19 protein-coding genes, 2 tRNA genes and 2 rRNA genes (1 of these 23 cut by a window edge) are annotated in these 22,644 nt (G+C 39.3%); 14 read left to right on the forward strand and 9 right to left on the reverse strand.

Translation table 11 applies throughout. The features are described from left to right. Nucleotides 1-52: 52 nt before the first annotated feature. From KHA93_RS17425 to rpmH, 6 genes are all read right to left on the reverse strand, one after another. Nucleotides 53-730, reverse strand: a complete 678-nt coding sequence (locus KHA93_RS17425) for a response regulator transcription factor (protein WP_213111894.1) — start codon at nt 728-730, stop codon at nt 53-55. A gap of 120 nt (nt 731-850) precedes the next feature. Continuing rightward, nucleotides 851-1,453, reverse strand: a complete 603-nt coding sequence (locus tag KHA93_RS17430) for a PepSY domain-containing protein (protein ID WP_213111895.1) — start codon at nt 1,451-1,453, stop codon at nt 851-853. A 215-nt stretch (nt 1,454-1,668) separates the two neighbouring features. Beyond that, nucleotides 1,669-2,298 carry an RNA-binding cell elongation regulator Jag/EloR gene (gene jag, locus KHA93_RS17435; protein ID WP_213111896.1) on the reverse strand — a complete coding sequence of 210 codons (630 nt, stop codon included), beginning with the start codon at nt 2,296-2,298 and terminating at the stop codon, nt 1,669-1,671. Beyond that, nucleotides 2,295-3,080 (reverse strand): YidC family membrane integrase SpoIIIJ, encoded by a 786-nt coding sequence (gene spoIIIJ / locus KHA93_RS17440; protein ID WP_213111897.1) that lies wholly within the window; start codon nt 3,078-3,080, stop codon nt 2,295-2,297. Before spoIIIJ ends, jag begins: the two co-directional genes overlap by 4 nt. 102 nt (nt 3,081-3,182) lie before the next feature. Beyond that, nucleotides 3,183-3,533 carry a ribonuclease P protein component gene (gene rnpA / locus KHA93_RS17445; RefSeq protein ID WP_213111898.1) on the reverse strand — a complete coding sequence of 117 codons (351 nt, stop codon included), beginning with the start codon at nt 3,531-3,533 and terminating at the stop codon, nt 3,183-3,185. A 259-nt stretch (nt 3,534-3,792) separates the two neighbouring features. Then, nucleotides 3,793-3,927, reverse strand: coding sequence for a 50S ribosomal protein L34 (gene rpmH / locus KHA93_RS17450; protein WP_213111899.1), 135 nt, complete (start codon nt 3,925-3,927; stop codon nt 3,793-3,795). Between the two features lie 543 nt (nt 3,928-4,470). On the opposite strand from rpmH, the gene dnaA reads away from it, so the two are divergent. The 7 genes from dnaA to gyrA all read left to right on the forward strand — a co-directional run bounded on the left by dnaA (nt 4,471) and on the right by gyrA (nt 13,716). Continuing rightward, nucleotides 4,471-5,814 carry a chromosomal replication initiator protein DnaA gene (gene dnaA / locus KHA93_RS17455; protein ID WP_213111900.1) on the forward strand — a complete coding sequence of 448 codons (1,344 nt, stop codon included), beginning with the start codon at nt 4,471-4,473 and terminating at the stop codon, nt 5,812-5,814. 186 nt (nt 5,815-6,000) lie between these two features. Beyond that, nucleotides 6,001-7,137 carry a DNA polymerase III subunit beta gene (dnaN, locus tag KHA93_RS17460; protein WP_213111901.1) on the forward strand — a complete coding sequence of 379 codons (1,137 nt, stop codon included), beginning with the start codon at nt 6,001-6,003 and terminating at the stop codon, nt 7,135-7,137. Nucleotides 7,138-7,465: 328 nt separating this feature from the next. Further along, on the forward strand, nt 7,466-7,681 hold the full coding sequence (gene yaaA / locus KHA93_RS17465; RefSeq protein ID WP_213111902.1) for a S4 domain-containing protein YaaA: 216 nt from the start codon (nt 7,466-7,468) through the stop codon (nt 7,679-7,681). 14 nt (nt 7,682-7,695) lie between these two features. Beyond that, on the forward strand, nt 7,696-8,814 hold the full coding sequence (gene recF / locus KHA93_RS17470; protein WP_213111903.1) for a DNA replication/repair protein RecF: 1,119 nt from the start codon (nt 7,696-7,698) through the stop codon (nt 8,812-8,814). A 9-nt stretch (nt 8,815-8,823) separates the two neighbouring features. Continuing rightward, nucleotides 8,824-9,081, forward strand: coding sequence for an extracellular matrix regulator RemB (remB, locus tag KHA93_RS17475; protein ID WP_213111904.1), 258 nt, complete (start codon nt 8,824-8,826; stop codon nt 9,079-9,081). Nucleotides 9,082-9,104: 23 nt separating this feature from the next. Continuing rightward, nucleotides 9,105-11,030 carry a DNA topoisomerase (ATP-hydrolyzing) subunit B gene (gene gyrB / locus KHA93_RS17480; protein ID WP_213113011.1) on the forward strand — a complete coding sequence of 642 codons (1,926 nt, stop codon included), beginning with the start codon at nt 9,105-9,107 and terminating at the stop codon, nt 11,028-11,030. Between the two features lie 208 nt (nt 11,031-11,238). Continuing rightward, complete coding sequence (gene gyrA / locus KHA93_RS17485; protein WP_213111905.1) at nt 11,239-13,716, forward strand: DNA gyrase subunit A; 2,478 nt, start codon at nt 11,239-11,241, stop codon at nt 13,714-13,716. A gap of 46 nt (nt 13,717-13,762) precedes the next feature. Here gyrA and KHA93_RS17490 read toward each other — a convergent pair whose 3' ends face one another. The 3 genes from KHA93_RS17490 to KHA93_RS17500 are packed head-to-tail and all read right to left on the reverse strand — an operon-like array spanning nt 13,763 to nt 17,387. Beyond that, nucleotides 13,763-14,233, reverse strand: a complete 471-nt coding sequence (locus KHA93_RS17490; RefSeq protein ID WP_213111906.1) for a (2Fe-2S)-binding protein — start codon at nt 14,231-14,233, stop codon at nt 13,763-13,765. Then, nucleotides 14,233-15,066: an FAD binding domain-containing protein gene (locus KHA93_RS17495; RefSeq protein ID WP_213111907.1), complete on the reverse strand. Its 834-nt coding sequence runs from the start codon at nt 15,064-15,066 to the stop codon at nt 14,233-14,235. The genes KHA93_RS17490 and KHA93_RS17495 overlap by 1 nt, the downstream gene beginning before the upstream one ends. Before the next feature lie 2 nt (nt 15,067-15,068). Beyond that, complete coding sequence (locus KHA93_RS17500) at nt 15,069-17,387, reverse strand: xanthine dehydrogenase family protein molybdopterin-binding subunit (RefSeq protein ID WP_213111908.1); 2,319 nt, start codon at nt 17,385-17,387, stop codon at nt 15,069-15,071. 297 nt (nt 17,388-17,684) lie between these two features. Here KHA93_RS17500 and KHA93_RS17505 point away from each other — a divergent pair, with 297 nt between their 5' ends. The 7 genes from KHA93_RS17505 to KHA93_RS17530 form a co-directional block, all read left to right on the forward strand. Then, nucleotides 17,685-18,101 carry a hypothetical protein gene (locus tag KHA93_RS17505; RefSeq protein WP_213111909.1) on the forward strand — a complete coding sequence of 139 codons (417 nt, stop codon included), beginning with the start codon at nt 17,685-17,687 and terminating at the stop codon, nt 18,099-18,101. Nucleotides 18,102-18,119: 18 nt separating this feature from the next. Next, a complete protein-coding gene (locus KHA93_RS23615; protein ID WP_267917528.1) occupies nt 18,120-18,251 on the forward strand; it encodes a hypothetical protein in 132 nt (43 codons plus the stop codon). A gap of 253 nt (nt 18,252-18,504) precedes the next feature. Then, a complete protein-coding gene (locus KHA93_RS17510; RefSeq protein WP_213111910.1) occupies nt 18,505-19,593 on the forward strand; it encodes an HD-GYP domain-containing protein in 1,089 nt (362 codons plus the stop codon). 265 nt (nt 19,594-19,858) lie between these two features. Further along, a 16S ribosomal RNA gene (locus KHA93_RS17515) occupies nt 19,859-21,406 on the forward strand. Between the two features lie 91 nt (nt 21,407-21,497). Next, nucleotides 21,498-21,574: transfer RNA gene (locus tag KHA93_RS17520), tRNA-Ile, on the forward strand. A 42-nt stretch (nt 21,575-21,616) separates the two neighbouring features. After that, nucleotides 21,617-21,692: transfer RNA gene (locus KHA93_RS17525), tRNA-Ala, on the forward strand. Nucleotides 21,693-21,785: 93 nt separating this feature from the next. Then, a 23S ribosomal RNA gene (locus KHA93_RS17530) occupies nt 21,786-22,644 on the forward strand (it continues 2,074 nt past the right edge of the window). Together the 16S and 23S rRNA genes with 2 tRNA genes alongside form the textbook arrangement of a ribosomal RNA operon.

Raw genomic sequence — 22,644 nt, forward strand, 5'->3', positions numbered from 1 at the left:
GTGAGTTTCCATTTTATACTTATTTCGGTTATTTTTCGTTTAGATAGAAAAGTCATTCACGCATCACATATCCTGTACCACGTAAAGTTTGTATATAGCTTTCCTTTTCGTGTTTATCGATTTTATTACGAAGATGCCTAACGTACACATCCACTACATTCGTTTCAACAATTGAGTCATAGCCCCAAATTTCGTCCAATAACAACTCTCTTGTTAATACACGATTGATGTTTTTCATGAACATTAAAAGGAGCTCGTATTCTTTTTTTGTCAATTCGATGTTATTTCCATCTTTTGTTAACGTTCTTGAATAGAGATCTAATTCCAAGTCTTTAAAGGTCAGGTTCATAGAAGGATCCATTGATTTTTTCTCTTCACGTCGTAAAACAACTCTTATTCGGGCAAGTAATTCCTCAATGGCAAATGGTTTAGGTAAATAATCATCAGCTCCACTATCCAAACCCATTACTCGGTCCATCACACTATCCCTTGCCGTAAGCATAATAATAGGCGTCTCTTTATTACTTTTTAATCTCCTACATACTTCTAAACCATTGAGACCTGGCAACATTAAATCAAGCAATATTACATCGATATCTTTTTCTAATGCTATTTCAAGCCCTGTTCGCCCATCATAAGCAGTCAGGACTTCGTAACCCTCATGCTCCAATTCCAATTCAATAAATTCAGCCAAACTTTCTTCATCTTCGACGATTAATATTTTTTTCAAACCATATGGCACCCACTTTTAGAGGATTTCAAAAATAGTATAACCCATTTTATATTGCAAAAAGAAAATCCCATCTTTAAACTCCAGATGGGACTCTCACTCCTGCTTGAAAATCATTTTTTAGTCGTCGTTCTGTTCCCCGTCATGATCATCGTCACTTGTTTCTTGATCACCTTTTTCAACTTTCAATACTTTTCCTGTCTTAGCATCAATTTTCACATCATGTTTTTCGCCTTGTGAATCGGTAATTTCAATTCCATATACTACAACTCCGTCTTCATCTTCAAGCTGAGCTTCAGTTACTGTACCGTTCACAGCAGTTTGTGCAATTGATGTACTTTCTTCTTTTGTTATTTTAGCTTCTTTTTCCAATTGAGCTTGTTCAACTTCATCGCTCACTTCACCATCATGACCGTCTTTTTCGTTATCTGTTTCGGTTTTAATGACTTTACCTGAGTTGGCATCAATGACAACATCATGCTTTACCCCATTAGCATCTTTCACTTCAATATCATATGTTAATGTACCATGTTCCTTTTCGAGTTCGACGTCTGTTACTGTACCATTTATTTCTTTAAGGGCTATTTCTTTACTTTGTTCCTCTGTGATTTTAGCTGTATTTGCTGAATTAGCCGCAAAAGCAGGTTTAATAAGTGTCGCTCCTACCACCCCGCTACCAATAATCGTTAAGGCTAAAGCTGGTACCAATATCTTCTTTTTCATATTCCTCACTCCTAAAAGTTTTATTATTTCGTACAATATCCATCATAGAGGACGAATATGAAATCCCTCTGAATCAAAAATGAAAATTTTTTCATAAACAAAAGCGCAAGCGCCGGGCATCGAAGATCTCCACAATATTTCCATTCTAAATTCCTATTAAACATAAAAAAAGGCATCCTGAACGAATGATTCAGAATACCTTTTAAACGGGTAATTTATTCATTTCCTCTCGGCCGTAACACGACGTAGCGATTCGGTTCTTCACCTTCGGAAACAGTTTGTACATTTTTATTTTCAGATAATGCGGTATGAATGATTTTTCTTTCGTAATTTGGCATTGGTTCAAGAGAAAATGGCTTTTTTAAATATTGCACTTTTGACGCAAGTCGTTCCGCTAATTGGATTAATGTTTCCTTACGGCGTTCACGATAATTTTCAGGATTCAATATAACCGTAATATAATGCTTGGAATTACGATTTGCAGCAAGCTGTGTTAAATACTGCAACGAATTGATCGTTTGTCCCCTTTTTCCGATCAGAAGCCCCATCTTTTCTCCAGTAATATTGAAAATGATGTTTCTTTCATCTTCTTTTACTACTTCAATTTCCGATACGATATCCATATTGGACAATACTGACTGCAAAAATTCCTTTGCAATTTCAATGGCATCAGGCTTTACCGTCACCTTCACGACAGCTGGCCTAGCCCCAAACAGTCCAAGCAGCCCTTTTTTCCCCTCATCCACTATATTGATGTCCGCGCGTTCTCTTGTTGTTTTTAATTGAGCAAGTGCTGATTCTACTGCTTCTTCGACAGTTTGTCCTGTAGCAGTGATTTCTCTCACTTTTTAGCTCCCCCCGCTCCTTCATTTGCTTTCACATTTTGCATGACTGGTGGTTTGATAAAATATGTTTGTACAATCATAAAAATATTACCAACTACCCAATAAAGTGCTAATGCTGCCGGAAAATTAATAGCAAAAATTAAAATCATTGCCGGCATGATATAAAGCATCATTTGCATTTGCGGATTTGGTGGAGTGCCCGCCATCATGATTTTTTGCTGTAGGAAGGTTGTGAGACCCGCTACGATAGGCAAAATATAAAATGGATCCGGCGCACCTAGATCAAACCAGAGGAACTCTCCCGCTTTTGAAATCCCTTCTGTTCTAATAATCGCTTGATAAAAACCAATCAAAATTGGCATTTGGATTAAAAGTGGAAAACACCCTGCCAATGGATTGACATTATGCTTTTGAAAAAGCTGCATTGTTTCTTGTTGTAGCTGCTGTTGCGTTTTTGCATCTTTCGAACTGTATTTTTCTCTTAACTTTTGAATTTCTGGTTGTACAGCCTGCATCGCTTTTGAATTTTTCGTTTGCTTGATCATAAGCGGTAAAATGGCTAAACGAATTAAGATTGTTACAATGATGATGGATAACCCAAAGCTATTTCCAAACATATGGGCAACCGTTGTCATTAACCAGGAAAGTGGATATACAATATACTTGCTCCAAAAACCTGTACTCTCTGCTGTTATATAGTTTGGATTATCAATTGTTGAACAGCCTGCTGTTACCAACACTAGCAAAAGCAATGCCGATAACAATAATATTCTTTTCTTCAAGCTAGTTATCCTCCCTGCTTTCTCAATATCACATTTATACGAATATCTCTTTGGATATTTTAACATTTTTTCGCTACGATAGTTTGTTTTAATAGTATATTTTTATGGTTTTGTCTTTTTTAAAGATTTACCAATCTTAAGAACATGTTCCAAACTACTTTTCACTTCATGGAAATCCATTTCTGCGGTAGGCTTCCTAGCGATAATGATGTAGTCCTTCCCATCGTCAACTTGATCTTTTAATTCATGGAACACTTGTCGTATATACCGCTTTATTTGATTACGTTTGACAGCATTTCCAATTTTTTTACTAACCGATAAACCAATTCTAAAATGTTCTTGGCCTTCTTTTTGCAAAATATATATAACAAATTGCCTGTTAGCAACGGATTTTCCCTTCTTAAAAACTTCTTGAAAATCGTCATTTTTTTTGATCCTAAACGCTTTTTTCATACTTTCACCCGCATTATGGATTCTTTTACCTTATTTATTAAAGAAATAATAGATTTGGATTCGTTACATTAAGGAATAGCTGCCATCTAGCTGTAGGCGCCAGTCACTCGAGGTCAATAACCTAATTCAATTAAAATAAAAATACAGACTTTTTTTGAATCAAAACATTTACTTATCAATGATGATCAGAGTGACTTCCACTTTTGATCTAATCATCGGCTACTCATGAAAAAAAAGACCACTGAGACGTTTCAGTGGTCTACGCTGATAACACTTTTCTTCCTTTGCGACGACGTGCAGCCAATACTCTACGGCCATTTTTTGTACTCATGCGCTCACGGAATCCGTGTACTTTGCTTCTTTTACGTTTATTTGGTTGATATGTTCTTTTCATGTATGACACCTCCCCGAGGTTAAGAAAAAATATCAGTATTAGACATACTAAGTAATTATAGAGAGACGAAAAGACGATGTCAAGTGCTTTTTTAATCCGGACTTATCCCCAGAAGCCAAATCCATTCATGATTTTACCATTGTGAATAACTTTTTTGAGTTTTTTATTATCCACAACACATATCGACAAGATTTTCACAAATTAAGTGGCTGTGGGTAATTTTTTTCCATCGCTTATGGGTGTTGTGGATAATTTCAGTAATCCATTGCTAAGCATGCTTTTATTTGATATGATTATGGTGTTTTCATTCTGAATAATATTTATAAGAAATTCCATTATCCACAGATTGTGAATATCATGTGGATAAATTATTCAGTGGGTTTGGATAAACTTGTCCACAATCAGTGGATGATGTCGAAATCCGCTTTTCTACCTTATTATATAGTTTTCCACATTCATAGTTTTGTATATTTATAAAATAGGGGTGGAATGAACGGAAAATAGTTATATAACAGCTCATTTACGTGCAAGGGAGGTTAAATTTTGGAAAACATAGCTGATCTTTGGGCTCAGGTCTTGATGGATATTAAAAAAAAGGTCAGTAAGCCTAGTTTTGATACTTGGCTTAAGTCTACTGAAGCTTATGCTCTAAAAGGAGATACTATTACCGTAAGTGCTCCGAATGAATTTGCAAGAGACTGGCTCGAAGGCCAATATTCTCAGTTAATATCCGGAATTTTATATGAAATTATCGGAGAAGAATTAAATGTAAAATTTATTATTCCAATTGATCAAGAAGAGGAAAAAAAGGAAGTAGGACAAGTACTGCCAAAAAAGAAGGAAGAACCGGCGGAATTACATCAAAACATGCTAAATTCAAAATACATTTTTGATACATTTGTTATAGGCTCCGGAAATCGCTTCGCCCATGCTGCATCCCTCGCTGTAGCAGAAGCCCCAGCTAATGCATATAATCCTCTATTTATTTATGGTGGAGTAGGAATGGGCAAGACACATTTGATGCATGCGATTGGCCATTATGTCCTAGAACATAACCCGACTGCAAAGGTCGTTTATTTGTCGTCAGAAAAGTTCACAAATGAATTCATTAATTCTATTCGTGATAACAAAGCGGAGGATTTCAGGAACAAGTATCGCAGCGTTGATGTCTTACTTATTGATGATATTCAATTTTTGGCTGGAAAAGAATCAACGCAAGAGGAATTTTTCCATACTTTTAATACACTTCATGAGGAAAGTAAACAAATCATCATAGCAAGTGACCGTCCCCCAAAAGAAATTCCTACACTCGAAGACCGTTTAAGATCTCGATTTGAATGGGGACTTATTACAGATATTACACCTCCAGATTTAGAAACGCGTATCGCCATATTACGTAAAAAGGCGAAGGCTGATGGACTAGATATTCCAAATGAGGTCATGCTTTATATCGCGAATCAAATCGATTCAAATATAAGAGAATTAGAGGGAGCTCTTATTAGAGTTGTAGCATATTCCTCTCTCATTAATAAAGATATAAATGCTGATTTGGCCGCGGAGGCTTTGAAAAATATCATTCCTAGCTCAAAACCAAAGGTTGTTACCATCCTTGATATTCAGAAAGCAGTTGGTGCTGAATACAATGTAAAACTTGATGACTTCAAAGCTAAAAAACGAACGAAATCAATAGCGTTTCCCCGTCAAATTGCGATGTTTCTATCACGGGAGATGACTGATTTTTCACTTCCGAAAATAGGAGAAGAATTTGGTGGACGCGATCATACAACCGTCATTCATGCCCATGAAAAAATATCAAAGCTATTAGAAACAGATCAAGAATTTCAAAGTAAGCTGGAAGAAATTCGTGCTTCTCTAAAAAATTTGTAATGGGGATTTTGTGTATAACTTGAACACCTTCATACACAGCATGTCCACATGTGGATAGCTTTGAATTTCAAGTAATACACAGGGTTATCCACATATTCACAGGCCCTATTACTATTACTACGATTTTTATTTAAAAAATAATAATATATTTAGCAAGGTCAAATATAAAAAACTGGGGGAATGAGCATGAAGTTTATTATTCAGCGTAATCGCCTTATTGATAGTGTTCAAGATGTTATGAAGGCCGTATCATCTAGAACGACCATTCCAATATTAACGGGGATTAAAATTGTTGCTTCTGATCAAGGAATTACGTTAACAGGTAGTGATTCCGATATTTCTATCGAATCTTTCATTCCTAAAGAGGAAAACGGAGACGAGATAGTTGAAATTAAAGAAACTGGCGGTATTGTATTAAACGCTAAATTTTTTGGTGAAATTGTTCGAAAGCTGCCAATGGATTTTGTTGAATTTGAAGTGCAAAATCATCATCAAACCATTATTAGATCAGGAAAAGCGGAATTTAATTTGAATGGATTAGATCCAGACGAATACCCGCATCTACCACAAATTTCTGAGGATAAAGTATTTTCAATTCCGACTGATTTATTGAAATCTATCATTCGGCAAACTGTTTTCGCAGTGTCCACCTCAGAAACACGCCCGATCTTGACAGGTGTAAACTGGCATATTGAAAATGGAAAATTAACTTGTACAGCTACAGATAGTCACAGACTTGCTATGCGTACTGCTCCGATTGAAATGGATCCATCGGAAACTTATAATGCAGTAATACCTGGAAAAAGTTTGATTGAGTTAAGTAAAATTTTGGACGACTCTAACACTCCAGTAGAAATTGTCATGACAGAGAACCAATTTCTATTTAAGTCAAAAAATCTTTTATTCTTCTCACGTCGTTTAGAAGGAAATTATCCTGATACATCAAGACTTATTCCGACGGATAGCAAAACAGAACTCGTGCTTCAAACAAAAGAATTCCTTCACTCTATTGATCGCGCGTCGCTACTTGCTAGAGGGGAAAGAAACAATGTTGTAAAACTAGTAACACTAGAAGAAAAAAATATTGAAATTTCTTCAACCACTCCTGAAATTGGTAATGTTGTGGAACAAATTCAAAGTGAATCCATTAGTGGAGAAGAATTAAAAATTTCCTTCAGTGCCAAATATATGATGGATGCATTAAGAGCTTTAGAAGGTACAGAAATACGCATTCATTTTACCGGAGCGATGAGACCATTTATTATTCGTTCCGTCGATGATGATTCAATCTTGCAATTGATCTTACCAGTAAGAACTTTTTAATTTTGATAAATATAAAATAAAGACTAATGCTCAAAGTTGATTGAAGCGTAAGGTGCGAGACTCCTGAGGGAAAAACGGAATACGGGAGACCACACAAGCACGAAGTGCCGAGGAGGCTCCTGATCCGCCCGCGGAAAGCGAGCATCTGAAGCAAAAATCAACGGACAAGTTTTAAAAATCCTGCCCAAAGAACAAGGCGGGATTTTTAAATTTTTCAGTGCGAATTCATATAAGGAATCATTGTTTTCAACGATTTCGGCAATTTTTTGTAATGGACCTCAATCTTTAGTAAAATAAAGAAAGGACTATTCATGAAAAGAGTGAGAACATGGGTAATGAAATTAAAATAGATACGGATACAATTACACTTGGTCAGTTTTTAAAACTAGCTGACGTCATTTCCTCCGGAGGAATGGCAAAGTGGTTTTTAAGCGAACACGAGGTGTTTATTAATGGTGAGCAGGACCAACGAAGAGGCCGAAAACTTATGGTGAATGATAAAATCGACATAAAAGGCATCGGCACCTTCGTTATTGTCCACTAAAGGATGTTGACTTCATGTATATTGAAGAGCTGGAGTTGAAAGATTATCGGAATTATCATGAACTCGCGATTTCCTTTGAAAATAATGTCAACGTCATTTTAGGCGAAAATGCTCAAGGAAAAACAAATGTCATGGAATCGATTTTTGTATTAGCGATGGCAAAATCGCATAGAACGTCCAATGATAAAGATTTAATACGCTGGGACTCCGAGTATGCTAAAATAAAAGGAAGGCTGCAAAAAATAAACGGTTCTGTACCATTGGAGCTTCTTATTTCAAAAAAGGGTAAAAAAGCTAAGTTTAATCACATTGAACAGCAAAAATTAAGCCGTTATGTAGGGAATATGAATGTTGTCATGTTTGCGCCTGAAGATCTCCATCTTGTAAAAGGGAGCCCTCAAGTAAGGCGTCGTTTTATTGATATGGAAATTGGCCAAGTATCTCCAGTGTATTTATACGATATGAGTCAATTTCAAAAAATATTGCAGCAACGGAATAATTATTTGAAACAGCTGCAAATCAAAAAACAAAGTGATTTTACTTTTCTTCAAGTTCTTACCGAACAATATATCGAAGTAGCGGTAAGAGTCATAAAAAAGAGGTTTGAGTTTATCCAAAAGTTGGAAGAGTGGGCAAAACCGATCCATTCTGGAATTTCCCGTGGATTAGAAACACTTTCTATTCAATATAAACCGTCCATTGAGGTATCGGAAGATACAGATTGGTCCAAAATGGTAACAGTATTCGAAGAAAAAATACATTCACTAAAACAAAGGGAAATCGATCGTGGAGTAAGTTTGATTGGGCCACATCGTGATGAAATTATGTTTTATGTCAATGGCAGGGATGTGCAAACGTTCGGTTCCCAAGGACAGCAACGAACAACCGCACTATCTGTAAAATTGGCTGAAATAGATTTGATTTATTCAGAAATTAATGAATATCCAATATTGTTGCTGGATGATGTGTTATCTGAACTTGATGATTATCGCCAGTCTCATTTGTTAAATACGATTAAAGGTAAAATCCAGACGTTTGTCACGACGACAACGATTGATGGAATTGATCATCAAACGCTAAGGGAAGCTACGACCTTCAATGTGCAAAGTGGTGTAATGGAAAGAGTGAAATGAGGTGAAAGGATGTATATTCATGTGGGAGACGATGTAATGATTCGCTCAAGCGAAATCATTGCTATCCTCGAAAAAGATACCGTCCATTCTTCTGATGAAATCAAGCATTTTTTAGCAGAAAATGAAAAGGCTGTTGTTCATTTATCGAATGGAAATTTCAAATCGATGATTATTACGAATCCTCATGTTTACTTATCTCCAATTGCTCCTGGAACATTGAAAAAACGCCTATTGACACCAGAAAGCGATGTAGAAATAGATGATTGAAAGAGCGGGTGAGTTTTATGACAATGGATCAAAAAGATATTCAAGAACAATCATATGATGAGAATCAAATACAAGTGCTTGAAGGCTTGGAAGCAGTTCGAAAACGGCCAGGAATGTATATCGGCTCAACCAGCTCAAAAGGACTTCACCACCTTGTATGGGAAATTGTAGATAATAGTATTGATGAAGCGTTAGCGGGGTATTGTGATGAAATTAATATCACAATTGAAGAGGATAACAGTATTAAAGTAAAAGATAATGGGCGCGGTATTCCGGTTGGGATACAGGAGAAAATGGGCAGACCTGCCGTCGAAGTTATTTTGACCGTGCTTCATGCTGGGGGGAAATTCGGTGGTGGCGGATATAAAGTATCGGGCGGCCTCCACGGCGTTGGTGCATCAGTTGTAAACGCCCTTTCAACCGAATTGGAAGTATATGTCCATTTAAATGGACAAATTCACTATCAAAAATATGAACGTGGTGTTCCTAGTTTTGACTTAAAAGTGATTGGCGAAACAGATTATACTGGAACCATTATCCATTTTAAACCGGATCCGGAAATTTTCACGGAAACGACTGAATATGAATTCGATACACTTGCTACTCGAATTCGGGAACTTGCCTTTTTAAACAAGGGTCTCAAACTAACAATTGAAGATAAACGTGGAGAAAAAGCGAAAATTAGTGAGTATCATTATGAAGGCGGAATAAAGTCATATGTTGAGCATTTGAACAGTTCGAAAGAAGTTCTGCATGAGGAACCGGTCTATATTGAAGGGGAAAAAGATGGGATTGAGGTTGAGGTTGCTCTTCAATATAACGATGGCTATGCTAGTAATTTGTACTCTTTTGCCAATAATATTCACACATATGAAGGCGGTACGCATGAATCGGGATTTAAGACCGCATTAACTAGGGTTATTAACGATTATGCACGCAGAAGTAATATTTTTAAAGATAATGATAGCAATCTTTCGGGTGAAGATGTACGAGAAGGCTTAACAGCTATTATTTCTATAAAACATCCGGACCCGCAATTTGAAGGACAAACGAAAACAAAACTCGGAAATTCTGAAGCTCGTACGATCACTGACTCATTATTCTCCGAGTATTTTGAAAAAACATTGCTGGAAAATCCAGTACTAGCCCGTAAAATTGTCGATAAAGGGTTAATGGCGGCACGAGCTCGACTAGCAGCAAAGAAAGCACGCGAATTGACTCGTAGAAAAAGTGCGCTAGAAATTTCAAGCTTGCCAGGTAAATTGGCAGACTGTTCTTCTAGGGATCCTGAAATTAGCGAATTATTCGTCGTTGAGGGTGATTCAGCGGGAGGTTCAGCTAAGCAAGGGCGTGATCGTCATTTCCAAGCCATCTTGCCATTAAGAGGTAAAATCCTCAATGTTGAAAAAGCACGTCTTGATAAAATCTTGTCCAATAACGAGATTCGGACGATTATTACAGCACTTGGAACAGGGATTGGAGAAGATTTTGATATTGCGAAAGCACGTTATCATAAAATGGTGATTATGACGGATGCTGATGTAGACGGAGCCCATATTCGCACATTGCTTTTAACATTCTTTTACCGTTTTATGAGGCCTTTGCTAGAAGCAGGATTTGTATATATTGCACAACCACCACTTTATAAGATTTCTCAAAGCAAAAAAGATCACTATGTTTATTCAGATAGAGAATTGGATGCGCTGTTGGCAGAATTGCCTCAAGTTCCAAAGCCAGGCATTCAGCGTTATAAAGGTCTAGGGGAAATGAACCCAGAACAACTGTGGGAAACGACGATGGACCCTGAGAACCGCACACTTCTTCAAGTGAGCCTTGAAGATGCGATTGAAGCGGACCAAACATTTGATATGTTAATGGGTGAAAAAGTAGAACCACGTAGGGTGTTTATTGAAGAAAATGCGTTGTATGTTAAGAATCTGGATATTTAATTATTTTTTACGTCCATTAGCAAGACGTAGACGCTATTCTATGTCCAGATTCAGCGCCCATTGTCTAGCGGGCTTCATGTCTTTTTCGTTTGCATAAGTCAACATTGGCTGTACGTCGCCGTGTTTCCTTGATCGCAAGACTTGGCTGAAGTTGTACGTCGATAATCCAGGTGCTTACGCTTTTCTAATGAAATGGAGGTTGCCAATTATGGCAGATGTACCTAATTCAAATATAAAAGAAATTAATTTAAGTCACGAGATGCGTTCTTCTTTCCTTGATTATGCGATGAGCGTCATCGTTGCCCGTGCATTGCCGGACGTACGGGATGGCTTGAAGCCCGTACATCGACGCATTTTATATGCTATGAATGATCTTGGGATGACGAGTGATAAAGCTTATAAAAAGTCAGCAAGGATTGTCGGAGAAGTAATCGGTAAGTATCATCCACACGGTGACTCTGCTGTTTATGAAACGATGGTTCGGATGGCACAGGATTTTAGCTACCGAAATATGCTTGTAGATGGCCACGGAAACTTTGGATCGGTCGACGGAGATTCCGCTGCCGCTATGCGTTATACGGAAGCAAGAATGTCCAAAATTTCGATGGAACTTGTAAGGGACATCAATAAAGATACGATTGATTATAAAGACAATTATGATGGCTCTGAAAGAGAACCGGTTGTTTTACCTTCCCGTTTTCCGAATTTGTTAGTTAACGGTTCCTCTGGGATTGCGGTTGGTATGGCGACGAATATTCCACCACATTCTCTCGATGAAGTTATTGATGCGATTCTAGTCTTAAGTCGTGACCCAGAAATGACTACTCAGGAGTTAATGGAGCATATTCAAGGACCGGATTTTCCTACTGCGGGAATTATTTTAGGTAGAAGTGGAATTAGAAGAGCTTATGAGACAGGTCGAGGATCGATTACAATAAGGGCTAAAGTGGAAATTGAAACGAAGGCAAACGGAAGAGAAACAATTATCGTTAACGAGCTCCCTTATCAAGTAAATAAGGCTAAACTAATTGAACGCATTGCTGAACTTGTCCGTGAAAAGAAGATTGAAGGAATTACGGATTTAAGGGATGAATCAGACCGGAATGGAATGCGTGTTGTCATGGAAGTCCGCAGGGATGCCAATGCGAATGTTATTTTAAATAATTTGTACAAGATGACGGCGATGCAAACGAGCTTCGGTATCAATATGCTCGCACTCGTTGATGGACAGCCAAAAGTATTAACGTTAAAACAATGTCTATACCATTATCTTGAACATCAAAAAGTAATTATTAGACGTAGAACCGAGTTTGAATTACGAAAAGCGGAAGCTCGCGCACATATTTTAGAGGGCTTAAGGATTGCGCTTGATCATATTGATGCAATTATTAGCTTAATTAGAGGATCAGAGACAACTGATATTGCTAGAACGGGGTTAATGGAGCAATTTAACCTTACTGAAAAGCAAGCTCAAGCGATTCTTGATATGCGCTTGCAGCGTTTAACAGGATTAGAACGTGAAAAAATTGAAGAAGAATATCAAGGCTTAGTTCAATTAATAGCTGAATTAAAAGCTATTTTAGCAGATGAAGAAAAAGTTCTTGATATTATTAGAGAAGAATTACTTGAAATTAAAGAGCGTTTTGGCGATGGAAGAAGAACTGAAATCGTAGCGGGCGGCATAGAGGATATTGACGATGAAGATTTAATCCCAAGGGAAAATATCGTCGTGACGTTAACGAATAATGGATATATTAAACGATTGCCGATTTCTACCTATCGAAGTCAGCGTCGTGGCGGCCGTGGAGTGCAAGGGATGGGAACAAATGATGATGATTTTGTTAAACATTTGATCACTACATCCACGCACGATACGATATTATTCTTCACAAATAAAGGGAAAGTGTATCGGGCTAAAGGCTACGAAATTCCTGAATACAGTAGAACGGCAAAAGGGCTTCCGATTATTAATCTACTCGGAATTGAACAAGACGAAACGATTAATACGGTCATTTGCGTAGAAGAATTCCTTGATGATTGGTATTTGTTCTTTGGAACGAAACAAGGCGTTGTAAAACGAACTCCGCTTTCTGCTTTTGCTAACATCCGAAATAATGGCTTAATAGCTTTAGGTCTTCGAGACAATGATGAACTTATTTCGGTTAAACTGACGGATGGCAATAAAAACATTGTGATGGGAACGAAAAGTGGTTTGCTTATTCGTTTCGTTGAAACAGATGTCCGCTCTATGGGAAGATCGGCCACTGGAGTTAAGGGAATTACCCTTTCTGATGACGACGAAGCGGTTGGAATGGATATTCTTGAAGAAAATCATGATGTTCTCGTTGTAACAAAAAATGGTTATGGAAAAAGAACTCCTGCATCTGAATACCGTCTCCAAAGCCGTGGTGGAAAAGGGCTGATTACTTGTAAAGTTACTGAAAGAACAGGTACAGTAGTAGCGGTAGAAACAGTAAAAGGCGATGAAGACATCATGCTGATTACGGCTGGTGGAATATTGATTCGTATGGATGTACAAGATATATCTGTAATTGGGAGAAATACACAAGGGGTTAAACTCATTACACTTGGCGAGGATGGAGCTGTAGCAACAGTAGCCAAGGTCGAGAAAGAAGAAGAGGAAGTCCCAGATTCTGATGAAACTATCTCAGATGAAATAAATTAAAAGCGCCGATCTCGGCGCTTTTTTCATATATATTATCCGATTTAATTCATTTTTGATTAATTGTAGACCAGATTGCTTCTTCAATTTCTTGATAACTTGTACATCTGCATATATTGGATGAGAGCCAGCTTTTAACTATTTCTGTTGAGGGGTTCGGATGGTTTAAGAGCAATGAATGGCAATTGATAATGAATCCTGGTGTGCAGTAGCCACATTGGAAAGCAAAATGTTCAATGAAGGCATGTTGTATAGGGGTATCACGCAAACCTTCAATCGTTGTGATTTTATGACCTACTGCCTCTATTGCCAGCATAATACACGATTTAAAAGGTAATTTGTCAACCATGACGGTACAAGCCCCGCAATCCCCATTCAGGCATCCTGGCTTTGATCCGGTCAACGAAAGTTTATTACGAACGAGGTGTAGAAGAGTTTCACCAGCATGAATTTCCACATTCCTCAGTTCATCGTTTATATCAAGTTCAACCTCAAAAGTGCTGAATTCATTTCTTGCCATTATACCACCTCCAACTCTAACAAAAAGTCCATCAATAAGTTTCTTAAAACAAACAATCGATACTCTCTAGATCCTTCTATGTCATCAAGTATAGGTTCGGGTAATTGATGTAAGGCATTTTCAATTCTGCTCTCAATAGATAGAGTTGAATGATTGATTTCTTGTTCCATCTCGAACGAGCGGAAAGGAAATGGGCAAACCCCGCTAAACGCCATTCGAATATGACCATCCACTTTCATCGCTGCCCCGGTGATGAGAGGGTAGCCAGTTTCCCATTGTTTTCTTATTTTTTTTGAGATAAAAGGGAGATGTAGAAAGTATGAATCGGTTCGTATATTTACGAGCAGCTCACCCTCATCTAGCATGAGTTCTTTATTAAAATTGGTGCTGATGGGCATTTGTTTTATACCTTGAAAACTAGCGATGACGAGGTAACTATCTGCCAACAGGAAAGGCAAGACTCCTTCCCGATAAAATATTTTTCCGCAAATATTTCCTCCAATGGTAATCTTATTCCTCGCGGTTCGGTCGGCGATTTCGTTAGAAACATTTGTTAACAATGGGAAAGAATCATCATCTTCGATTGCAGTAAGGGGGACAGTAGCACCTATGGTTAAAAATTCGGATGTTTTTTCAAAAACTGTACATTCAGGAATCCCTTTAATATCAATAATGGACCGTGGTGTATCTATGTTTAATCTGCCAAGCGTTAAAATTTCTGTCCCACCTGAGAAGTACATGGGTTGTTTATCGGCTATTTTTAATCCCATAAACATTTCTAATGCCTCAAATAAATTAGTAGGCTTATAGTATTCCACATATGCCGGCAACATTTTTACTTCCTCCCCTCTTTTGTTCTCCATATTAATTCTGGAATAAGAGGTAAATGATTGAGTTCGATATGAATCCCTGCGGATAAAGCATTTCCAAGCGCTGCAGGCATCCCTATAATGCCATGTTCTCCAATTCCCCTTGCTCCATATGGTGCGTCTATTTGAGGCGTTTCAACAAACTCGATTATATATTTAGGATGTTCACCGTATCGAAGCGGGCGATACGTCCTGAACTGGGGATTTAGAACCCGGGCGTATTCATCAAAAATGAACGTTTCCCTTCCCGCGAAAGACAAACCCATGCTCATGGCTCCCATTACTTGTCCTCTAGCTCCTCCTGGATTCAAAACCTTTCCGATATCAATGACTGAAACAGCTTTAATTAATCGATATTGATATGTTCTCGTATCAATTTCAATCTCTACTCCTTGAGCTCCGACAGTCCATTCAGGTCCGGGCTTACCTCTACCAGTTTCTTTATCCAATCGAGTTAAATGCCTGAGGGTATAAGTCCCCCTTCCAATAATTTGTCCACCAACTGCATTACCATTTGGGTAAGTAAAGCCGTAGGCAATCTTTTTTACATCAATATTAATCGTAGGGTCATCTCTTAAAAATACTTTTTCAAACCCCACTTCAAAATCTTCAATTGGTGCACGTAAAACACAAGAAGCCCTTTCCTTTAATTGAAAAATGACATCGTCTGCCGCTTTTAAAACAGCTCTACCCGCCATAAAGATTCCTCTGCTCGCTACCGTTTTCCAATGTTCAGGCGTACTTTGTGTGTTAACCGTCATTTGAACATGGATTTTTTCAATTGGCATTTTCATTTTTTCAGCTAAAATCTGCGCTAATACTGTCTTTGTCCCAGTTCCAATTTCAACAACACCAGTTATTAAATTAATACTTCCATCGGGATTAAAAGTTAAAATAACGCCAGAGCTTGAGTTTGTATCAATCGTAGAGTTTTTCCATATACAACTGATTCCTTTCGCTCTTACTTTATGATGATCGACGTTGATAATCTGTCCATCCTCCCAATCCATGAGTTCTTCTAGTCTAGAAATACATTTTTGTAAATTCCCGATATTACTAAAATTTAGTTTGACTTGGGTTGGTGACGTATCACCTGGTTTAATGGCATTTATATATCTTAAATGAAGCGGGTCCATGTTCATTTTCTTCGCTAAAATATCCATTGTTCTATCAAAAGCAAATTGGACTTCTGAATGGCTAAATCCTCTAAAAGGTGCAGGGTAAGGATGATTCGTATACATGCAAAGGGAGTCGCAGAAGATATTTTCAATATGATATGGTCCTGTGCAATCAACTGCACCTGCTCTTGATAAATCGATCGATTTATCAGAGTAAGCACCACCGTCCCATAAATAAAGCAGTTCTGCAGCTTTTAAAATTCCCTCTTTTGTGCAGCCCAGTTTCACCTTTGCCTCGAGCCCGATATGCCCTGGGGCAGTGACCATGTCTTCTTCTCGAGTGTAAACGATTTTTACAGGTCTACCACCTACCGCCCTTGATGCAATGTATGACAAAATTTCCCACTGAACGGATGCTTTGCCTCCATAAGCTCCTCCAACTAAAGGAGTATTCACAACGATGTTCCCAGATGATAAATCGAAATAATCCGCAATCAGCTTTTTTATCATAAATGGAGCTTGTGATGAAGATGTAATTTCAACCGTGCCATCCTCATGAATTTGCGCAAAAGAACAACGGGTTTCCATAGCAGCATGGTCAGACGGATGGAATGAAAAAGTTGCTTCTACCGTAACGGTGCTCTCTATCCAACCTTTTTCAATATCTCCTTTACGAATTTTAACTTTAGAAGCGATATTCGTCCCCGGTTCGAGAGACGCTCCGGTAGGATTTTTATAATTTCCTAGATTTTCATGAATGATAGGTGCATTAGGTCGAAGTGATTCACTTGGGGAGTTAACGACCGGCAGAGGTTCGTATGTAATGTCGAGGTTATTTGCTCCAAGTTCTGCCAAAAGAAGGGTATCTGCTACAACAATAGCGACAACTTCCCCAAAATAACGTACCCGATCAAAGGCAATGGGAGGCCGGTCACGAAGTTCTTCACCGGTAAGCGGTAAATTTCCACCTAATATAATGGCGCGAATTCCTTTCATGCTGCGTGTTTTCGTATCATTAATATTCATAATTTTTGCATGAGCGTATGGACTCGTTACGATTTTACCGTATAACATTTCTTTTGATTCAAAATCATTCGTATATTTAGCTTTTCCGGTTACTTTTTCCAAGGATTCCTGCCTATAAATACTTTTCCCGATGATGCTCATTCTACTTTGACCCCCATCCGTTTAGGGCATGCTATTTCATCTTATGATGTCGGTGACGGTTTCCATTCATTAATTCGAAAAACAATAATGAAAAATCACGGCACATTTTCGGGGGAAGCACTAGAACATATAAAGGAATCTAAGAATAGGAATAAAAGAACCCCTGCAGTGGCGTGATAGACTCTCACCATTTAACGAAGGTCATACACTGCTGATTTTAGTTAGAAAGTGATTCCTCTAAAATCATTGTTACGGCTCCTTCACATATTGAATATCTTATAAGGAAGGAATAGGACGGTGAGAGTTTTGGAAGATTACACAGCCGAATGGATTTATCTAGATATTAATCTAATTGTCGCTGTCCTGTTGTTAACGGGTCAAATAACGGTGAACGGAGTATTCATTCAAGCAACAGGTGGATTTTCCATCCCGTTGACGGGACCTATTATAGGGGATAGGCGTATAGTTGGAAAATCTAATTCAAAAATATTAACTTTTGTGGTCGATTCCATCGACATAGTCCTTGCCCTCTTGTTGATCTTTGGCCAAATAAGTGTGAGAGGTACATTAATTTCATCGGGTCATTTTACTATTACCGTTAGCGGACCCATTTTTGGGATTCCTAGAACAGAAGTTTCCGAAAAGCTAACAAAAGAATTTTTTGATCATTTTAAAGTTTTTTTAACATCGGACGGCATCAATAATTATCGTTAATTGAAAGGAGGAATTGTTATGCCACTAACTGATATGCCGACGATAACACCTTCAAAAGGTGCAATCTTTATCGCAGCCGGTCTCTTAGCGACGTTCTTATTTTTCTTTACCGATTACAAACCATCGGATACGGAACTTATCAAGCATTAATGTCAAATGAAACACTGTTGGATCGTACAAGACATTAGGAGCTCCTTATGGGGCTTTTTTTACTTTAAGGAGATTCTTTTCTCACGCTCATCTTCGATAAAAGATCTGACACTTTACAACTTAGATACAAACCCCGTCTATGTCCTTATTTTTTTGGATAGACACAGTTTTTTCTTTTTCTAAAAATTTCCCATTTTTAGTATTATTTTGATACAATATGGAGAGGAAAATTGGCTTCCCAGGGGTGTTGATTGTGAAAGTTAGAGTAGGAGAATTAATTACAGGGTGTATATTACATAGGGATGTCATGGGAAGAACGAATAATCCCATCATACCTGCCGATACGGTATTGACCGAAAATCATTTGGAAGTATTAAAAACATTTCTTATAAAAGAAGTTGATATAGAAAACAAATTAGAGAATGGCGAACTTTTTAGAGGATTAGGTACGGAAGATTCAGTGAGTTCTTCTCAAGTGAATACCTTATCTACCCATTCGTTTTTGGAATATTATGGTCAAGCTGTGGAGCAATATAAAAAGGAATTTCTCTCATGGCAATCAGGACTAGGAATTAATATTTCCAATATTAGAGGATTTTTATTGCCACTTTATGAAAAGGCTCAGGAAAATAAGGATTGGATTCGTAAAATTCATCGATACTCAAAAAAAGAAGAATATTTCTACCATCATCCTATTGCTGTCGCGTTGATTGCAAGCTTCATTGCAAAAGGGTTAGGTTATGATAATGGTCAATGTTTACAAATTGCTTTGGCGGGTTGCCTTGCTGATTGCGGTATGGCAAAAATAAACGAATCTACGTTTATGAATACGAGAACTCTTAATGAACAAGAATGGAATGAAATTAAGAAACATCCTATACACAGTTATCAAATGGTAAAAAATATATCGTTATTGAAATCTGAAACGAAGATAGCTATTTTGCAACATCATGAACGAATAGATGGTTCTGGATACCCAATGAGGGAAATGGGAAAACGAGTTCAAACGCAGTCTCAAATTATTGCAATTGCAGATATTTATCATGCAATGACGGCTGAACGCCCATATAAAAACATGCAATCCCCTTTTAAATCATTGCAGGTGATGGAAGAAGATCAATTTGGGAAATTACATATCTCCATCTTAAAAGTATTAATTTCAGCTATTGCCTCACTTCCAGTCGGAACAACAGTTAAGCTTTCTGATGGACAGTTTGGAAAAATTATTTATGTAAAACAAGATGCTTTACTTAGACCATTAGTAAAAATCTTAGATACAGGGGAAATACTAGATTTAGAAAAAAACAGGAATTTGCATATAGATTCGATTATTGGAAGTTAACACATACTTTTATTGCCATATATATTTTTTTAAAAAAACTATTGCATCCTTTTGAGAAAGTTGTTATATTAGTAAATGTGCTTGTGAGCACGAAAAAAAACTTTAAAAAATATATTGACATCGATATTGAACGGTGTTATTATATAAAAGTTGCTTTTTAAAAACTTATGAGAGTTTGATCTTTGAAAACTGAACAAAACGAACGTCAAAAATTATTTTTAAACAATGGTTTTAACCATTGCCAGCTAATGAGCTAATCAACTACTTATATGAGAGTTTGATCCTGGCTCAGGACGAACGCTGGCGGCGTGCCTAATACATGCAAGTCGAGCGAATGGATGGGAGCTTGCTCCCTGAAGTTAGCGGCGGACGGGTGAGTAACACGTGGGCAACCTGCCTGTAAGACTGGGATAACTTCGGGAAACCGGAGCTAATACCGGATAACTTCTTTCCCCGCATGGGGAAAGGTTAAAAGACGGTTTTGCTGTCACTTACAGATGGGCCCGCGGCGCATTAGCTAGTTGGTGAGGTAACGGCTCACCAAGGCGACGATGCGTAGCCGACCTGAGAGGGTGATCGGCCACACTGGGACTGAGACACGGCCCAGACTCCTACGGGAGGCAGCAGTAGGGAATCTTCCGCAATGGACGAAAGTCTGACGGAGCAACGCCGCGTGAGTGAAGAAGGTTTTCGGATCGTAAAACTCTGTTGTCAGGGAAGAATAAGTACCGTCTAACTAACGGTACCGTGACGGTACCTGACCAGAAAGCCACGGCTAACTACGTGCCAGCAGCCGCGGTAATACGTAGGTGGCAAGCGTTGTCCGGAATTATTGGGCGTAAAGCGCGCGCAGGCGGTTTCTTAAGTCTGATGTGAAATCTCGCGGCTCAACCGTGAGCGGTCATTGGAAACTGGGAAACTTGAGTGCAGAAGAGAAGAGCGGAATTCCACGTGTAGCGGTGAAATGCGTAGAGATGTGGAGGAACACCAGTGGCGAAGGCGGCTCTTTGGTCTGTAACTGACGCTGAGGCGCGAAAGCGTGGGGAGCGAACAGGATTAGATACCCTGGTAGTCCACGCCGTAAACGATGAGTGCTAAGTGTTAGAGGGTTTCCGCCCTTTAGTGCTGCAGCTAACGCATTAAGCACTCCGCCTGGGGAGTACGGCCGCAAGGCTGAAACTCAAAGGAATTGACGGGGGCCCGCACAAGCGGTGGAGCATGTGGTTTAATTCGAAGCAACGCGAAGAACCTTACCAGGTCTTGACATCCTCTGACAACTCTAGAGATAGAGCGTTCCCCTTCGGGGGACAGAGTGACAGGTGGTGCATGGTTGTCGTCAGCTCGTGTCGTGAGATGTTGGGTTAAGTCCCGCAACGAGCGCAACCCTTGATCTTAGTTGCCAGCATTCAGTTGGGCACTCTAAGGTGACTGCCGGTGACAAACCGGAGGAAGGTGGGGATGACGTCAAATCATCATGCCCCTTATGACCTGGGCTACACACGTGCTACAATGGATGGTACAAAGGGCAGCAAAACCGCGAGGTCGAGCCAATCCCATAAAACCATTCTCAGTTCGGATTGCAGGCTGCAACTCGCCTGCATGAAGCCGGAATCGCTAGTAATCGCGGATCAGCATGCCGCGGTGAATACGTTCCCGGGCCTTGTACACACCGCCCGTCACACCACGAGAGTTTGTAACACCCGAAGTCGGTGGGGTAACCTTTTGGAGCCAGCCGCCGAAGGTGGGACAGATGATTGGGGTGAAGTCGTAACAAGGTAGCCGTATCGGAAGGTGCGGCTGGATCACCTCCTTTCTAAGGAATCTTGATCAGTCGAGTGCTGATCAGAAGACGTTTCGTTTTGTTCAGTTTTGAAGGGTCAAATTCTCTTTAATATATAAAATGTGGGCCTGTAGCTCAGCTGGTTAGAGCACACGCCTGATAAGCGTGAGGTCGGTGGTTCGAGTCCACTCAGGCCCACCATCCCACATTTACTTCATTAAAATGGGGATTTTCTATTTTAATGGGGCCTTAGCTCAGCTGGGAGAGCGCCTGCTTTGCACGCAGGAGGTCAGCGGTTCGATCCCGCTAGGCTCCACCAACGAATTATTTGTTCCTTGAAAACCAGATAATAGAGAATAAACAAACCAAGAAACATCACCTTATGGAATGATCCATAAGAAACCTTTTTACTGATTAAGTTAGAAAGGGCGCACGGTGGATGCCTTGGCACTAGGAGCCGATGAAGGACGGGACTAACACCGATATGCTTCGGGGAGCTGTAAGCAAGCTTTGATCCGGAGATTTCCGAATGGGGAAACCCACTGCCCGTAATGGGGTAGTATCCATTTCTGAATACATAGGAAATGGAAGGCAGACCCGGGGAACTGAAACATCTAAGTACCCGGAGGAAGAGAAAGAAAAATCGATTTCCTGAGTAGCGGCGAGCGAAACGGAAAAAGCCCAAACCAAGAGGCTTGCCTCTTGGGGTTGTAGGACACTCAACATGGAGTTACAAAGGAACGGGGTAGTTGAAGCGATCTGGAAAGATCCGCCATAGAAGGTAACAGCCCTGTAGTCGAAACTTCGTTCCCTCCTGAGTGGATCCTGAGTACGGCGGGACACGTGAAATCCCGTCGGAAGCTGGGAGGACCATCTCCCAAGGCTAAATACTCCCTAGTGACCGATAGTGAACCAGTACCGTGAGGGAAAGGTGAAAAGCACCCCGGAAGGGGAGTGAAAAAGATCCTGAAACCGTGTGCCTACAAATAGTCAAAGCACATTCATGTGTGATGGCGTGCCTTTTGTAGAATGAACCGGCGAGTTACGATTTCATGCAAGGTTAAGTCGATGAGACGGAGCCGCAGCGAAAGCGAGTCTGAATAGGGCGTTTTGAGTATGAGGTCGTAGACCCGAAACCAGGTGATCTACCCATGTCCAGGGTGAAGGTAAGGTAACACTTACTGGAGGCCCGAACCCACGTACGTTGAAAAGTGCGGGGATGAGGTGTGGGTAGCGGTGAAATTCCAATCGAACCTGGAGATAGCTGGTTC

The organism is Lederbergia citrisecunda (assembly GCF_018343695.1).
Taxonomy (GTDB): domain Bacteria; phylum Bacillota; class Bacilli; order Bacillales; family Bacillaceae_C; genus Lederbergia; species Lederbergia citrisecunda.

What these genes read in the sequence shown, in the direction of transcription:
- KHA93_RS17430 (WP_213111895.1), bottom strand. Translation starts at nt 1,453, where the DNA reads ATGAAAAAGAAGATATTGGTACCAGCTTTAGCCTTAACGATTATTGGT.
- rnpA (WP_213111898.1), bottom strand. Translation starts at nt 3,533, where the DNA reads ATGAAAAAAGCGTTTAGGATCAAAAAAAATGACGATTTTCAAGAAGTT.
- rpmH (WP_213111899.1), bottom strand. Translation starts at nt 3,927, where the DNA reads ATGAAAAGAACATATCAACCAAATAAACGTAAAAGAAGCAAAGTACAC.
- dnaN (WP_213111901.1), top strand. Translation starts at nt 6,001, where the DNA reads ATGAAGTTTATTATTCAGCGTAATCGCCTTATTGATAGTGTTCAAGAT.
- yaaA (WP_213111902.1), top strand. Translation starts at nt 7,466, where the DNA reads ATGGGTAATGAAATTAAAATAGATACGGATACAATTACACTTGGTCAG.
- recF (WP_213111903.1), top strand. Translation starts at nt 7,696, where the DNA reads ATGTATATTGAAGAGCTGGAGTTGAAAGATTATCGGAATTATCATGAA.
- remB (WP_213111904.1), top strand. Translation starts at nt 8,824, where the DNA reads ATGTATATTCATGTGGGAGACGATGTAATGATTCGCTCAAGCGAAATC.
- gyrB (WP_213113011.1), top strand. Translation starts at nt 9,105, where the DNA reads ATGGATCAAAAAGATATTCAAGAACAATCATATGATGAGAATCAAATA.
- gyrA (WP_213111905.1), top strand. Translation starts at nt 11,239, where the DNA reads ATGGCAGATGTACCTAATTCAAATATAAAAGAAATTAATTTAAGTCAC.
- KHA93_RS17490 (WP_213111906.1), bottom strand. Translation starts at nt 14,233, where the DNA reads ATGGCAAGAAATGAATTCAGCACTTTTGAGGTTGAACTTGATATAAAC.
- KHA93_RS17495 (WP_213111907.1), bottom strand. Translation starts at nt 15,066, where the DNA reads ATGTTGCCGGCATATGTGGAATACTATAAGCCTACTAATTTATTTGAG.
- KHA93_RS17500 (WP_213111908.1), bottom strand. Translation starts at nt 17,387, where the DNA reads ATGAGCATCATCGGGAAAAGTATTTATAGGCAGGAATCCTTGGAAAAA.
- KHA93_RS23615 (WP_267917528.1), top strand. Translation starts at nt 18,120, where the DNA reads ATGCCACTAACTGATATGCCGACGATAACACCTTCAAAAGGTGCAATC.